Here is a 14,851-nt window from a genome sequence, read left to right on the forward strand (position 1 = left end):
CCTTGTATGACTTTCTATTAGAGCTTATTTCTTTTGAATCCAGAATTTAATCACATTGCCTTCTTGCTCCGATTTTAGGAGGGAATGACCAGCATTTTTTGACCATGCAGGAAGGTCATTTAATGTTCCTTTATCAGTAGCATGAAGTTCTAAAATTTGATTGCTACCGATAGCTTCCATTCCTTTTTTCAGCTTGACAATCGGCATTGGACAGGTTAAGCCAGTAACATCTACAACTGAATCTGCTGTTATATCATCTATAATGGTATTTGCTTGGGCATCTTTTGTTTTTGTTAATACAGTCTCACCTAAGTCATTAATTGTAATATCTGCATCAACCTCGAGATTGCTTCCAAATACAGAAGAATAGGTTCTCCAACCACCATCAACATTTTTTACCTTATAGCCATGACTCTGTAGGATGCGTGCGGCTAAATAGCCTCGTAAGCCTACCTGACAGCTAACATAAATAGTCTTATCAGTTGGTATTTCTGATAAACGATCTCTTAGTTCATCTAATGGAATATTGATAGAGCCTTCAATATAGCCAAATTCTCGCTCCATAGGTTCACGAACATCAATTAATAATTCTCCATTAGCAACAATCTCATCAACCTCATGCCATTGAATATGCTCTAATTCTCCGTCCATTAAGTTGGTCGCAACGTAGCCTGCCATGTTCACAGGGTCTTTTGCTGAAGAATACGGAGGGGCATAGGCTAATTCTAAATGAGTTAAATCCTCAACGGTCAAGCCACCTTTAATCGCTGTGGCTATAACATCTATTCGTTTTTCAACCCCGTCAGCACCAACTGCCTGTGCACCAAAGATTTTTCCCGTTTCTTTATCAAAGATAAGCTTTAAGGAAATTTGCGCAGCACCTGGGTAGTAGCCAGCATGGGAGCTTGGGTGAATATGTGCTACCTCATATGGTACTTCCAGGCGTTTTAATAATTTTTCATTGTTTCCCGTTGCAGCCACCGTTAGGTCGAACACTTTGGCAACAGAAGTTCCTAGTGTTCCTTGGTACTGTTCTTTCTTACCCATCATATTATTGGCTGCAATCCGACCTTGACGATTTGCAGGACCCGCAAGTGGAATCATCGCCTTTGTTCCGCTCAAATAATCGACCACTTCAACCGCATCTCCAACAGCATATATGTCACTGTTCGAGGTTTGGAGGTATTCATTGACGATAATACCTCCACGTGCACCTAGCTCCAATCCGGCACTTTTTGCCAACTCGTTTTCAGGTCTTACGCCAATGGAAAGAATCGTCATATCTGTCTCGACCACTGTACCATCAGATAAAATAACCTTTTTGCCATTATCAGTAAATGATTGAACACCATTTTCTAGGATTAACCGAACCCCTTTTTCCTGTAGGTGGCTGTGTAAAATACTAGCCATTTCGTAATCAATCGGAGCCATTACTTGATTAGCCATTTCGATAATGGTCACTTCAATCCCACGGTCTACCAAGTTTTCAGCCATTTCGATGCCAATAAAGCCACCACCAACCACAACTGCCTTTTTCGGATTTTGCTCATCCACATAGCCTTTTATCCTATCGGTATCAGGAATATTTCTTAACGTAAACAATGTTTCATTCTCATTTAAGCCAGGAATGGGCGGTACAATAGGGCTGGCTCCTGGTGATAATAATAATTTGTCATATGTTTCTTCATATTCTTCCTTTGTACGTAGATTTTTAATGGTGACCGTTTTTGTTTCAGGCTGTATGCTAGTTACTTCACTTAAGTTGCGGATATCCATATTAAATCTTGTGGATAGTCCCTCTACAGTTTGTACCAATAACTTACTTCTATCTGTAATGGTTTCACCAATATAGTATGGCAGACCACAGTTGGCAAATGAAACGTATTCTCCACGTTCAATGAGAATAATTTCTACCTTCTCACTAATCCGTCTTAATTTCGCTGCTGCTGTAGCTCCACCGGCTACTCCACCTACGATAATTACTTTCTGTGTCACGAGGTTTTCCTCCTTATAGATAAAATGATTTTGATGCTTTTGATATATACCGGCATGGGTATAAAATATATTAAAAAAATAAATTGATACAATATGAACTTGTTACGTCAATCGCTCTTACAAGTCATATGATATACCCTTGTAGGTATGAAGTCAATGTGAAGTTTTGCTGAAAATGTGTCTTTTTTATGTCTTTATAATCGATCTTTGTTATTTAGACGACTGCTATGTCTTCTCGATTGTCCCATTCCTTCACTTCTCTGATTATTCTTTGGTCACACATATTACTCCTATATTTTTTATTGTATAATAATATTTGAAGAAAATATTTCCTTATTTTTTTATCATTCGGACATAGAGAAAGGAGAACCCGATGCACATCAAAGCTACTGGTGAAGATTTAATGCAGGCTTTAATTAAGATAACTCCTTCAATTGCAGAAATCATGCAGACAGACATGGGCTTTGCAGTGACAGATACAGAAAAATTCATAATACAAAAGGATGGAAAAACGGTTAAATTAAATATTTCTCCCGGTGATCCCGTGAATCCAAAATCAGCAATGGCTGAGGCTATGAGAACAAAAAAACCAGCTGCTAAAAATATGGATGCTTCCCTTTATGGAATTCCCGTTAGAATTTATGGCTATCCACTGATGGATGAGCACCGAAATGTCATTGGTTCTGTTGGCATAGCAAAGAATATTGAAACCTGGACAGGCTTAAACAAAAGTGCAATCGAGTTGGCAGATTCTAGTGATGAGGTTGGAAATATTATTGATTTGTTCTTAAAGGTTGCCTCCCAATTGAATCACGATAGTATTACGCTTCAAGGAAAGGCGGATGAAATCAATAATAAATTTAAAAAGACGAATCAAATTCTTGATTCTATTAAATCCATCTCATCACAGACAAGGTTAATTGGATTAAATGCCGCCATCGAAGCAGCTCGAATTGGCGAGGTTGGAAAAGGGTTCGGGGTCGTAGCAAATGAAATTAGAAAACTATCGGGACATAGTAACGATGCAAGTGTAGAAATCGAAAAAACGTTACGGGATCTTCAGGTTGATTTGCAAACGATTACGGAAGAAGTGGCCGCCATTAATTCAACCGTTATCAACCAATTAGAGAAGGCAAAGGAAATAAACTCACGAATATCTAAGTTTGAAGAAATCTCTAAGCTATTACTAGCATTATCCAATCGTCTGTAATAGATTTCATGTCGAAAAAAGAGAACAGCCTGTCTTGTATCGGCTGTTCTTTTTTCCATTTTCATCCAACGATAAAGGTTGTACTAGAGATGTCTCTGTTGGAGAGCTTTAATGGCTGGGTTTTTTAGCATCATACTCAGCAGGATTAACCCGATCAAGCTCCCAGCTAGAGAACTAACCAAAAAAGCCGGAATAAAGCCAAAGAGTGCAGCCTTCTGACCAAGTAACAGGGTGGCAATCGGATAGCAGGCTAATCCGCCCAATATTCCAGTCCCCACAATTTCACCGGTAAAGGCAAAGGCTAGCTTCTTTGTCTTCATAAATAAATATCCGGCTAATAGTGCACCAATCATACTTCCTGGGAAAGCAAAGATGGAGCCAGTGCCCATTAAATTCCTGATTAAGGATACGGCAAAGGCCTGTAGTACAGCATAGGCAGGACCCAATAAAACAGCAGATAATACATTTAAGAAGTGTTGAATCGGGAAAACCTTCGTAAAACCAATTGGAATATAGATGAGATGACTCGTTAATGTACCGATTGCCACAAACATAGCTGTCATAGTCAATTTCAATGTTTTATTCATACGTTTCTCCTCTCTACAGTTAAAAAAAATCAAATTCGCCCGTCGAATTTGCGTCCGGATTTTTATCGAGCTCGCTCAATAAACTACCTTTAAAAAAATCCGTGACATCCGCCGGAGGCTTAACTTCATTCAGCAGGGGTTTGAACCCCCACTTGTAGAAGTGGAAGACTTCTGTACCTGTCGCAAGCTTTCGGTACAAAAAGCATTTGCTGAATGAAGTTAAAAAGCCGAATCCCAATAAGGACCCGGCTTTGGTTAACAAAAGTAAGTGATTAAAGCCTACTTTCCTACGCCGGAATTATCCGGATCAGGTCCGAAGGGTTGAAAAACACTCGTTTTTCTCTCAGCCCTTTAAAGGGCACCCCTAGTAGTTGTTCAAGATATTATAAATCTTTTATTATCATACGATGGCCAGCAAATAATGTAAAGGAAATATCTCCTTTTCATTTTAATAGTTTCCCATCTTCTTGCCCTGGTTTTTGACCAATAAACTGGATCACATGAGCTAACCCGTTGTGTAAGTCTCCTTCATGACGTACAACCTCTCCCATAAAAAAGTGGCAAATCCGCCAATCTGAAAAGGTCTGGATCATATCCTCCGGTCTATATAGCAGTTCAATATCCTTAGGTCCGCCACTTTCATAAGGAATTTGATAGGTGGAGTATACCTCAGATACAAAATAGCCACCTGGTTTAATCGCATCCTTTACACCCTTTAATGTCTTCAGCCTTAATTCAGTTGGCAGGTGTCCAAAGATACAGACAATCTCATCCCAACGATTGCTTTTCCAGTCTGCTTCATTTAAATCCATAAGCTCTGTTGTAACTTCAACACCACGTTTTTCCGCTAGCTTTTTTGTTTTTTCTAGTCCTGCTTCAGCATAGTCCCAGGCTGTAACGTTCATCCCTTGCTGTGCTAAATAGACGGCATTACGCCCCTCCCCCTCTGCAATGGCTAAAGCATCTCCAGTTAACTGAAGCTTGTTCTGGTATTCCGCTAAAAATACATTGGGTTCTGTTCCATATACATAGTTTTCAGCGCTAAAACGTTTATTCCATGGATTCGTCATTATTTTTATACCCCTTAAAATAAAAATCATACTTTGAATCATATTGTAGCAAAGGACGGCAAACTTCTCATGTTTTAAGCTTTACCCCAAAGGATTATGCGAACAAATATCTAGCTACTTGGATAGCAATTTCTGCTAAAATCGTGGAACAACAGGAAAATTTCCTGGGCAAGCGCAGAATATTACATTTTCCTACACAAACAATACCTTATCTTGCAAAAATCAGGTTGTTTTTGTCGTAATAATAATTCTGTTGTAATAGATTGTTACTATTAAATTAATAAATTTTATCAATCCTACAGGGAATTATCAGAGTTTTCTATTGAATATTCCCATATACCGCTAATAGACTCGTCACGCGATACAAAAAAAAGATGATTATGGCGGAATATAAGTGTTGGGAAAAGAATAATTTCCCTCGCCGTTACGGATGCTAGTTATTGGAAAAGAATAACAATATTGTTATAAAAGGAGTTTTTATTGTATGGATTTGAATTGGATATGGAAGTCGATTTTAATTGTTTTTGGAGGAACATTGCTGCTTAGAATTGCAGGACGAAAGTCCATTTCACAGATGACCCTTGCCCAAACGGTCATCATGATTGGAATTGGTTCCCTATTAATACAGCCGCTAGCAGGGAAAAGCATTTGGACAACACTGGGTGTAGGAACTACGCTTGTTATTACCTTGGTCGTAATGGAATATGCTCAGCTTAAAATAGATAGTGTTGAAAAGTTCATTACAGGGAAATCAAAAATAATTATCGAGAATGGAACGATACATGAGAAGAACTTAAGAAAATTAAGGTTCACGATTGATCAATTAGAAATGAAATTAAGACAGCTGAATATTTCCTCGATTCATGATGTAAAATGGGCTACTCTAGAACCTAATGGACAAATTGGTTATGAATTAAAAACAGAGGCACAGCCAGTGACAAAAAAGGAATTTCAGCAGCTGCAGCAAGATGTCCAAAGCATCCTTCTACTGTTAAATCCCCAGGCGAAACCAGAGACTTACACAGATACTTCAGAGAATAAGCATGATATTTTTTCGGAAGTAGCCACTAAATCCCATAAAAAGTCTCCACCAAAATATTTACAATAATAGCCCAACAGGAAGTGCTGCAGAGAGATAATCTCCCTGCAGCACTTCCTGACTTTTAATCACGTCAGCACTTCTAGTTTATAAGCTGCTCAATATTTTCCATCAAACTGGTGATTTCGGTTATGGTGGTTAAAAGGCCTGTATCCTCAAGGATATCAGGATTTAGTGTGCCATTTTCTACATTAGTTAAATAAACATCGATACCCTCTGAAAGCTTAGTATTTGAACTGACGATTTGGCTATGAATCTCAGTTGCAATGGAAGGTGGTTCCATTTCATTAAACCTTTCAATTTCGTCCTTCATCGATTGCAATTCACTTTCTAAGCTTTCCATGGCGCTAGCATCTACGACAGCTTCTTTTGCTAATGTTGGTATTTGGCTAGAAAAATCTTTCACGGTATTCATATATTCTGTTGCCTCATTTGCATATTCGACCGTACTATTAACCTCGCTAATCAATGAGCACCCGCTCAAAAACAGCAGACAGCTTATTGTGATCACTGATATCAGTTTTCTCATTTTTCCCCCTCCTCGTTACTATTAATAGTAACATGAAAATTTCGCAAACTCGAAAAGAAGCCAATAATAAATCAATTTGGTTTCTTTATTTTTAAAAATGTACTATATTAATACATATTAAATGGAAAGACATCCATAAACAAAAAAGAAGGTATTATATGAAACAAAACCAAAACTTGTATCACAGTATATTATTTATTTTAGTCAGCAGTATGGGTGGCTTTTTACTTTCTTTGACAGGTCTTGGGATTGGTTGGATGCTCGGAACCATTATTTTAGCTGCTCTGCTATGCTTTCGACAGCCTGAGTGGCTGAGGATGACCAGTTCCCCCAAGGGGCTTCCTGTTAGCTGGCTGAATATTGGTCAATGGCTGTTAGCGATTGAGCTTGGAAAGCAAATTAATTACTCGATCCTACATATTTTTAGTGAAAATTGGATAACCATTTCGATTATGCTTCTTCTCTCAATTGGTTTTTCAATGCTTTCTGGTTTGTTGTTATGGAGGTATAGTAAGACAGATATGATCACAAGCTTCTTTGCCACTGCACCTGGGGGGATTGCTACCTTACCAGGGATTGCTGATGAGGTTGGTGCGAATACAGCAATCGTTAGTATTATTCAAACCATGCGAGTGTTTTTAACGGTTTTAACCATCCCGGTGATTGTTTCGGCATGGCTCGCCGCTCCACTGAAATCTACCATGGCAGTCGAAAACACCCTGATTTCAAGCGGGTTTTCATTGAGCCAGCTCTTCGGCACGGTATTATTGGGGCTAGCAGCTTTGGCCGGCTATTACGTTGGCAAGCTTCTTAAGATTCCTGCACCATGGTTAGTGGGTGGGATGCTTTTCGTAGCCATATTTCAAAGTGTCTATTCATTTTATACTGGACATGATTTGGCCATTTGGTGGCCAGCACTATTCATGATTTTATCACAGGTATTTATTGCAGCTAGTGTAGGTTCCCGTTTCCAAAAGAGTATGTTTATAGGGGTTGGAAGAACCGTATTGGTGGCCTTTATTGGTACGGTCGGATTAATTATTGCTATGTTCCTCTGTGCCGTTTTCGTTTCACAGGTTACAGGCATTTCACTCATCACTTCTATACTTGCTTTTGCTCCAGGTGGAGTAGCAGAAATGTCGACAACGGCGGTTATTCTACAAGCAGATTCTACCTTTGTTGTCGCCGTTCAAGTGCTACGGATTGTTTTCGTTATCCTGGTGCTGCCTCCATTTTTTAGATTATTAAATCGAAAAGACCTTGAGAAAGAAAAGAATTCAAAATCACAAATATCTATCTAATCAATTAAAAAGAGGATGTCCCGATTTGGGACATCCCCTTTTTTAGAATAATATGAAACTTTTTATTTCGCTGCATCGTAATGTATGTCAGGAGGAATGATTATGTCACTTATTTCAATAAAAATCAAGGAAGCTGGATATGAACCAGGGGAAACAAAGATTCAAAATCTCGAGTTTTCTATACATAAAGGTGAATTAATCGGCTTAATTGGAGCCAACGGAGCAGGAAAAAGTACAACGATTAAAAGCATTCTTGGCTATATTCCCTTTTTAGAGGGTGACATTAGGTTAAAAGAAGGTATTGCTACAGCCTATCTTCCTGAGCGTCCTGTCTTTTATGATGAATTAACACTACAGGAGCATATTCATTTTATTGCAGCTGTAGAAGAGCTGCCCGAGGAAATAGTGAAAGCTCGGGTAACACCGTTATTAGAGAAATTCAAGCTAACAAACCATCTCCATGAATTACCTGGTACATATTCAAAAGGAATGCAGCAAAAAGCAATGATTATCCTTGCCCTAATGATAAAGCCAGATTTGCTCATTATTGATGAACCGTTTATGGGCTTGGATCCAATAGCAACAAAATTACTGCTAGATTTAATCCTGGAGGAAAGCCAACGAGGTGTAGGCATCTTAATGTGTACCCATGTATTGGATACAGCGGAAAAAGTTTGTGATCGGTTTGTCTTAATCGACCATGGACAACAGCTTGCACTTGGAACACTAGAGAAGTTTCGTGAAATCTGTGAACGGCCGGACGGCTCCCTATTTGAGTGCTTTCATCATTTAATAGAAGGTAAGAATCATGAGTAGTTTAGCATTTCTATTCAACCGGCTGCTACAGGATTTTCGATTTCAATCTAAAGTGATAAAAATGGTTATGGACTGGACCGTTATGCTGTATATGACCATTCCAGCTGTCTTCATGGCTGGGTTTACCTATCGGTCGTGGTGGATAGAGCTTCCAGATTGGAGTGAATTTGTTGTTTTGCCGGGGCTTGCGTCTATCGTTTTTATCGTTTCTTGGTCCAGCCAGTACCGCTCTTTTGTGAAGGAAGCGGATGAGGTCTTTCTACTTAAATATAAACAGAAATATTTCCAACTGAAGAAATGGGCATATGGTTATTCCTTTATCAAGAATGTCGTGTCGATTCTACTAGCTGTTCTATTAGTATTACCATTCTTATCTCATAAATATTCGTTTTCCATAACGGAAGTGTTCTGTTTTATGCTGTTGTTTATCGGGTTTTCTTCCTTCATCATGTCGATTAAAATGATATTTTCCATGTATTTGCAGGGCTGGTTAGAGAAACTGCTTTTAACTCTTCTGTTTCTATTCTTCTTAGCGGCTACCCTTTTGTCCTTTTCTCAATATGTGTACATGCCTGCTTATCTGATTGGTATAGCACTCATTTTTATCGTGATATCATTCTTTTTATCCTATCGCAGGCTTCATACTACTAAATACTTCTATCAAGAAGTAGCTAAGGAAAATGAAGAATTTATGCGCTATGTTCAATTGGTCTTCGGGGCAGCTCCCGAGCTTGAAAAGCCCAAAATCATAAAAAGAACGAGACCGCTGTTATTTCCACAATCAAAGCGACTCTTTAAACGGAATCTTGCTACCTTTGGGTTTCTTGAATTATTTTTTAAAGTCATTTTGCGTAATTCAAGCTATTTTGGCGGATATTATAAGCTTTTTGCCGTAACGGCTCTAGCGATTATCCTTATTCCACCTCTTTACTTAAAGCTAATCTTATTACTTGGGTTTTGGTATTTTATTTGGATCTGGGCAGGTCATGTATGGGATAAAGTGATACTCACGAACCCGATTGGCAGACAATACGAAAATCATGATGCCTTCTTTTCTGCTCGAAAGCAAGCTTGTCTCGTTTTAACTCTACCGGCAATTTGTTTATTATCTGTGATATTGATTGTGAATCTGTTTTAGTTATCTTAAAATGAAGGCAAGATAATGAAGTAAGGGGATATCAATCATGATGTTGAAAAAATGGTTACGTGAATCAAGCTATACCGTTGTTTTTACTGGTGCAGGAATGTCAACCGAAAGTGGTTTACCTGACTTCCGCTCTTCAAAGCAAGGGATGTGGAATAAGAAGGATCCGAGCAAAATAGCCAGTACAACAGCTTTAAATAATAATGTTCAGGAATTTATTGCCTTTTATCGCGAGAGAGTCTTAGGCGTGAAGGAATACAAGCCGCATAAGGGGCATTTTATCTTAGCTGATTGGGAAAAGCAAGGATTGCTGCAATATTTGATAACGCAAAATGTTGATGGCTTCCACCAGCAGGCAGGCAGCGAAAATGTGGCAGAGCTTCATGGAACCTTGCAAAAGCTGCACTGTCAGTCCTGTGGCAAGGAATACAGCAGCGAGGAATACATCCATCAGGAATATTATTGTTCCTGTGGTGGTGTGCTTCGTCCTTCGATCATATTATTTGGTGAATCACTACCCGAGCCAGCCTTTCAAACGGCCTATGAGCAAGCAATGAGAGCGGAGCTATTTATCGTGTTAGGCTCGTCTTTAAGCGTGACCCCTGCCAATCAATTTCCACTGATTGCCAAGGAACATGGATCAAAGCTAGTTATTGTCAATATGGAAAAAACCGATTTTGATATTTATGCAGATGAAGTGATTCATGACAGGAAAATTGGCGAGCTTCTTGCAGAGCTGGATACCAAATAAAAGAATCGGACTGAAAAAGAAAAAACGGACAAGCTGAGTCCGTTTTTTCTTTTTTTCCTTTATCACTAGACTGTCTTTTTCAACCTTAGATTCCTAATCTTGCTCGATCTGAATCGTGTATTCTTGATTCTTCGTTCCTTCTGAGTTAAACATTCGTTCATGAAAAGAAATTTCAGCTTCAGTCATTCTAATCACAGTGGAGCTTCTTGTCCCATAATCATCGCTTTTAATATACATAGCTGAAAGCATTCTTTCTATATCTAATGGGACACCTGTATTCGGAAGCAGATGGTCTGGAGCATGATCTGAATCTTGCAGAAGCGTAAATAGCTCTTCCACCATATCGCCTTCCTGTTTCGCTATGATGGCAGACAAACCTGTCTTCCCCTTTTGAACCTTCGGCCATTCTGTATCGAGTAAATGATTACTGACCCCATAAATACCCGGTTTTAAAGTGTGTATTCGGTCATTTTTGTTGGAATAGTAGTACAATTGATGGAGATCTCCCGCTAATAAATTAAAACCGGGGTACTGTTCTTTTTTCGTCATTAACTGCTTCATATAGGTATGTAAATGATCCTGAGATTGCAGTGCATCTGCCACCAATTCACCGCGTGAACGGAGGTTTAGTGAAAACTCACGAGGGTCTCTGTAGTTCGTCAATGCTGAAAATCGCCCCTTTTTCGTAACACCCATCCAAGTGCCCATTTTTTCAAGGTCACGTCCGGCAAGAATAAATGGCTTGTCTTCCCATAAATGGGCAGGCTCTGTCGGTCTTTGATAGAATTCGTCTCTGTTTGCTGCAACAATTAGCTTATAGGTTGGATGTACATGATAGGCAAATAAAATTAAACACATTTTTTTCACAGCCTTTATTCTTTTTAGCTTGATCGCTATGCTTAGATGTTATGGTCTATTTTAACAAACTTCTTTGCAAATTGTCCGTATTTTGCATGGTTAAATCCTAAATAACATGGATGGAAAAGACACTGAAGGAAACAATAACGTTTTGTAGGATTGTTTCCCTCCCCTTTTCTTGTGTATTCAAACATTGTCTATTTCAATTCCAACGTAATGAAATCAACAGTCTACAGCATTCCGTATGCTCTGCTTTGGATTTAAACTCAAGTCGTAATCCATCTGGATTAAAATTAATATCAATATCGGAGGTAATACCAATGGATTGAATTAATCGCTTAACCTCTTCTGTATCTGATATCTGGGCTGCAGACATCAATTTCTTATCAAATTCCTTTGAATCCGCTAACTTATTCAATACCATACTCCCTTCCTTCATCAGTGTTTTGGTTTGATTTGCTGATTGATAAAGAATAGTTGGATCAACCGGTAAACTTTGACGATATGACACATACACAGGATAGTAATAAGGATGATAATAATAATTTGGTTGATAATAATACATATAAGGAAACATCCTCTCTTTAAGAATTTATATAACTATATGCATGACAGCTTATTTCGGTAATAGCCGTTATCGGTTATCCAAAATTTAAGTCATCCATATTCAAGAGGAATGGTTCTTCATTTTGAAAAAGCTATTAAAAAGGAGGAATTAGATATGAGTAAAGCAAAAGGGAATTCTTTTAAACCAGTTAATAAAATTTATGATTCAGGTGATTATGAAAAGCAAAATCAGGAGTCTCAAGGGTTAGCGGAAACACATGAACAAGTGAGTGATGCGTATATGGTGGGTGACATTCTCACACATGACCCTTCCAATCAAGATAAGGGTGACAAATAATATATAAAAAACCGCTTACCAGAGAAATCTCTGGTGAGCGGTTTTTTAAGTAAGCTCCAGTTGTCGGGTTTCTTTGCCAAAAAACGCAACGGCAGCTACGCCAATCACAATGCTAATGCAGAAAATCGTAAAAATATACGAAATAGAATAGTCAGCACTGACAAGAGTACCTACGAGGAGCGGACCTAGGATTCCTCCCACTCTGCCGACCGCTGCTGCCATACCTGATCCGGTTCCGCGGATAACAGCAGGATACTGTTCAGGGCTATAAGCATATAGAGCACCCCAGGCGCCAAGATTAAAGAATGACAATAAAACTCCTGAAAGCATCAGCATGAAAGTAGACTCTGCATTCCCAAAGGCAAGCGCTGAGGCTGCGGTGCCTAATAAATAGGTAACAAGAACAAATTTTCGTCCCATCCTTTCTATTAACCAGGCAGCAGAATAATATCCGGGCAGCTGTGCTAGTGTCATGATCAGCACATATTCAAAGCTCTGGATCATACTAAACCCCTTCATAACCATCACGCTTGGAAGCCAAAGAAACATTCCGTAGTAGGAAAAGACTACTGTGAACCAAAGCACCCACAGGACAAAGGTCGAGCGAGCGTACTCCTTTGACCATACCTCGGTAATGTTTTGCCAGGCTGTCCTTTTTTTCATTTTATTAGGTGAAAAGGCTGGAGAATCGGGCAATTTCAATCGTAGATATAAAGCATAAAGGGCAGGTAGAGCGCTGATAATGAGCGCAATTTCCCATCCGTAGGATGGAATGACAAAGTAAGAGATTAATGCAGCAAGCAGCCAGCCAAACGCCCAGAAGCTTTCCAGTAAAACGATGACACGACCACGATCTTTTGCCGGTACGCTTTCGGAAACGAGTGTTGAGGCAACCGGTAGTTCACCACCAAGTCCCATCCCCACAATAAAACGTAAAACAAGGAATGCAGACAGGGTTGTCGTGAATGCTGAAAAGCCGCTGGCTAGAGAAAACATAAGCAGGGTAATGATAAAAATATTCTTCCGCCCTATCCGATCTGCCATAATGCCAAATAAAAATGCTCCAACAGCCATACCGATTGAATTAACACTGCCAATCCAGCCCATCTGTCCTGGCGATAATCCCCAGTCAGCTGAAAGTGCAGCGATGATAAACGAAAGCATCCCGACATCCATGGCATCGAACATCCATCCAAGTCCTGCTACGCTCAGCAACTTTTTCTGAGAAATACTTTTTTTCGTCATATTGAAGCCTCCATCATGTTGTAAACATTTGTCTATATGGTTTAATATAAACAAAAAGTCGATGAATTAATAGAATAACTTTCTTTTCATATAGTTTTTAAGCATTGCTTCACACAAAAAAGACATTCATGAACGAATGTCTTCTGAAGTCATTATGAATAGTTATCCTCTAGTGCTTTTCTTAGTAATTGTGACGACCGATCCAAATCTGCTTTCACCATTTTTTTATAGGTCTTTGCTTTTTCCTTGTCCTTGATGGAGTAAACCGCAACCTCCTGGTATTTGGAATCACCCTTTTTAATTTTCCCTCTTGTTAAAACACCATCTTCTAATAGGTCATGTAAGGCACGGTATATCTCTGAGTGCTGTGGTTCAAAGCCAAATGGTTGAAACTCTTTCCGTATCTCCTCTAACAGCTGCAATCCATACCATCGTTCATTTTCAATATTGGTAATCAGGTATAACTTCAAAAATGCCCTCTGTTTAAGTAGAAAACCAGTGCTTTCTCTTTTTCGGCTACCCATATTCACACACCGCCCAATATTAGACTTTTCTGAATATATTATAACACAATGTGTAATTAAGGAAAAAGAATATGTATACAAAAAGGCTAACTCCAATGGGTCAGCCTTTTTCATTAAAGAAGTTATCTCGCAAAACGGTGGTTGCCGATGGTTACCGTTACCGGTCTTGAATAAATCCAGCTGCTTGAAGCCGTTTTTGGATTATAGAAATATAGTGAGCCATTCCCCTGTCCTCTAAAAGCAAGTGCCTCATAAACTGCTTTTTTCGAGTCTGCATCTGCAGCTTGATGAATCGTTCCATTTTGAACAGGAGTAAAAGCATAATGACCATGATCAATTTGATAAATAACCTCTCTAATCGTATGTGGGAAATCAGGGTGGTCTAAACGATTAAGAATAACAGTAGCTACAGCCACTTTCCCTGCATATGGCTCTCCATTTGCCTCTGCTGATACTAATCGTGCAATGAGGTCTTTGTCACTTTCGGAAATAGTAGATTGTGGAATAACTAGCTTCTGTCCAACATAAATCATATTACTAGACTGTTGATTTGCTTGTTTTAAAGTCGTTAGTCCTACACCATACCAATTACTAATTTTCCATAAGGTATCTCCTGAACGTACCGTATGCGTGGATCTTGCCGCCTCTGCGTCAACAGGCGGTTGAAAGGTAAATAACGATACCGTGGTAACCATAGCTAATGCTGCCATTTTTATTTTTTTTAGTTTTTTCATGTAGTGTCCTCCTAGTAGTCTCTCGTTCTTCACTACTACTAGGCTATCAGTTGTAACAATACGTTTCATGACCCAAAAAATGGA

At 39.0% G+C, this 14,851-nt stretch carries 16 protein-coding genes and 1 riboswitch; of the genes, 7 read left to right on the forward strand and 9 right to left on the reverse strand.

All coding sequences use genetic code 11. From position 1 onward, the window contains the following. Window positions 1-24 precede the first annotated feature (24 nt). Window positions 25-1,995: a CoA-disulfide reductase gene (locus tag BQ5321_RS13065; RefSeq protein WP_071394902.1), complete on the reverse strand. Its 1,971-nt coding sequence runs from the start codon at window positions 1,993-1,995 to the stop codon at window positions 25-27. A gap of 373 nt (window positions 1,996-2,368) precedes the next feature. Between BQ5321_RS13065 and BQ5321_RS13070 the strand changes: the two genes are divergently transcribed. After that, window positions 2,369-3,205, forward strand: coding sequence for a methyl-accepting chemotaxis protein (locus BQ5321_RS13070; protein ID WP_071394903.1), 837 nt, complete (start codon window positions 2,369-2,371; stop codon window positions 3,203-3,205). Between the two features lie 83 nt (window positions 3,206-3,288). Here BQ5321_RS13070 and thiW read toward each other — a convergent pair whose 3' ends face one another. Both thiW and BQ5321_RS13080 read right to left on the reverse strand, forming a co-directional pair. Continuing rightward, complete coding sequence (gene thiW, locus BQ5321_RS13075; RefSeq protein ID WP_071394904.1) at window positions 3,289-3,792, reverse strand: energy coupling factor transporter S component ThiW; 504 nt, start codon at window positions 3,790-3,792, stop codon at window positions 3,289-3,291. 267 nt (window positions 3,793-4,059) lie between these two features. After that, window positions 4,060-4,168, reverse strand: a riboswitch (TPP riboswitch). Between the two features lie 67 nt (window positions 4,169-4,235). Beyond that, the gene (locus BQ5321_RS13080; protein WP_071394905.1) at window positions 4,236-4,862 is read right to left on the reverse strand and encodes a class I SAM-dependent methyltransferase; all 627 of its coding nucleotides are present in this window, start codon (window positions 4,860-4,862) and stop codon (window positions 4,236-4,238) included. 484 nt (window positions 4,863-5,346) lie between these two features. Between BQ5321_RS13080 and BQ5321_RS13085 the strand changes: the two genes are divergently transcribed. Next, window positions 5,347-5,970, forward strand: coding sequence for a DUF421 domain-containing protein (locus tag BQ5321_RS13085; protein ID WP_071394906.1), 624 nt, complete (start codon window positions 5,347-5,349; stop codon window positions 5,968-5,970). A 73-nt stretch (window positions 5,971-6,043) separates the two neighbouring features. Here the strand turns inward: BQ5321_RS13085 and BQ5321_RS13090 are convergent, their stop codons facing one another. Then, window positions 6,044-6,490, reverse strand: a complete 447-nt coding sequence (locus tag BQ5321_RS13090) for a DUF6376 family protein (protein WP_071394907.1) — start codon at window positions 6,488-6,490, stop codon at window positions 6,044-6,046. A gap of 158 nt (window positions 6,491-6,648) precedes the next feature. Between BQ5321_RS13090 and BQ5321_RS13095 the strand changes: the two genes are divergently transcribed. The 4 genes from BQ5321_RS13095 (at window position 6,649) to BQ5321_RS13110 (ending at window position 10,502) form a co-directional block, all read left to right on the forward strand. Beyond that, the gene (locus BQ5321_RS13095; RefSeq protein WP_071394908.1) at window positions 6,649-7,791 is read left to right on the forward strand and encodes an AbrB family transcriptional regulator; all 1,143 of its coding nucleotides are present in this window, start codon (window positions 6,649-6,651) and stop codon (window positions 7,789-7,791) included. Window positions 7,792-7,893: 102 nt separating this feature from the next. Next, on the forward strand, window positions 7,894-8,607 hold the full coding sequence (locus BQ5321_RS13100; protein ID WP_071394909.1) for an ABC transporter ATP-binding protein: 714 nt from the start codon (window positions 7,894-7,896) through the stop codon (window positions 8,605-8,607). Beyond that, the gene (locus BQ5321_RS13105; RefSeq protein ID WP_071394910.1) at window positions 8,600-9,745 is read left to right on the forward strand and encodes an ABC transporter permease; all 1,146 of its coding nucleotides are present in this window, start codon (window positions 8,600-8,602) and stop codon (window positions 9,743-9,745) included. Before BQ5321_RS13100 ends, BQ5321_RS13105 begins: the two co-directional genes overlap by 8 nt. A gap of 49 nt (window positions 9,746-9,794) precedes the next feature. Beyond that, the gene (locus tag BQ5321_RS13110; RefSeq protein ID WP_071396903.1) at window positions 9,795-10,502 is read left to right on the forward strand and encodes an NAD-dependent deacylase; all 708 of its coding nucleotides are present in this window, start codon (window positions 9,795-9,797) and stop codon (window positions 10,500-10,502) included. Between the two features lie 93 nt (window positions 10,503-10,595). On the opposite strand, the gene BQ5321_RS13115 is transcribed toward BQ5321_RS13110, so the two are convergent. Then, window positions 10,596-11,360 (reverse strand): NRDE family protein, encoded by a 765-nt coding sequence (locus BQ5321_RS13115; RefSeq protein ID WP_071394911.1) that lies wholly within the window; start codon window positions 11,358-11,360, stop codon window positions 10,596-10,598. 202 nt (window positions 11,361-11,562) lie between these two features. After that, window positions 11,563-11,925, reverse strand: coding sequence for a YuzC family spore coat inner layer protein (locus BQ5321_RS13120; RefSeq protein ID WP_139187797.1), 363 nt, complete (start codon window positions 11,923-11,925; stop codon window positions 11,563-11,565). A 156-nt stretch (window positions 11,926-12,081) separates the two neighbouring features. On the opposite strand from BQ5321_RS13120, the gene BQ5321_RS13125 reads away from it, so the two are divergent. Further along, window positions 12,082-12,264, forward strand: a complete 183-nt coding sequence (locus BQ5321_RS13125; protein ID WP_139187798.1) for a YozQ family protein — start codon at window positions 12,082-12,084, stop codon at window positions 12,262-12,264. Between the two features lie 45 nt (window positions 12,265-12,309). On the opposite strand, the gene BQ5321_RS13130 is transcribed toward BQ5321_RS13125, so the two are convergent. The 3 genes from BQ5321_RS13130 to BQ5321_RS13140 all read right to left on the reverse strand — a co-directional run bounded on the left by BQ5321_RS13130 (window position 12,310) and on the right by BQ5321_RS13140 (window position 14,767). Then, window positions 12,310-13,509 carry an MFS transporter gene (locus BQ5321_RS13130; RefSeq protein ID WP_071394913.1) on the reverse strand — a complete coding sequence of 400 codons (1,200 nt, stop codon included), beginning with the start codon at window positions 13,507-13,509 and terminating at the stop codon, window positions 12,310-12,312. 152 nt (window positions 13,510-13,661) lie between these two features. Next, window positions 13,662-14,033: a replication termination protein gene (locus tag BQ5321_RS13135; RefSeq protein WP_071394914.1), complete on the reverse strand. Its 372-nt coding sequence runs from the start codon at window positions 14,031-14,033 to the stop codon at window positions 13,662-13,664. 122 nt (window positions 14,034-14,155) lie between these two features. Then, entirely contained in the window at window positions 14,156-14,767 is a 612-nt protein-coding gene (locus BQ5321_RS13140; RefSeq protein ID WP_071394915.1) for a cell wall hydrolase, read from the reverse strand. Window positions 14,768-14,851: the final 84 nt, after the last annotated feature.

This window comes from Bacillus tuaregi (assembly GCF_900104575.1).
In the GTDB taxonomy this organism is placed as follows: Bacteria; Bacillota; Bacilli; order Bacillales; family Cytobacillaceae; genus Bacillus_BD; species Bacillus_BD tuaregi.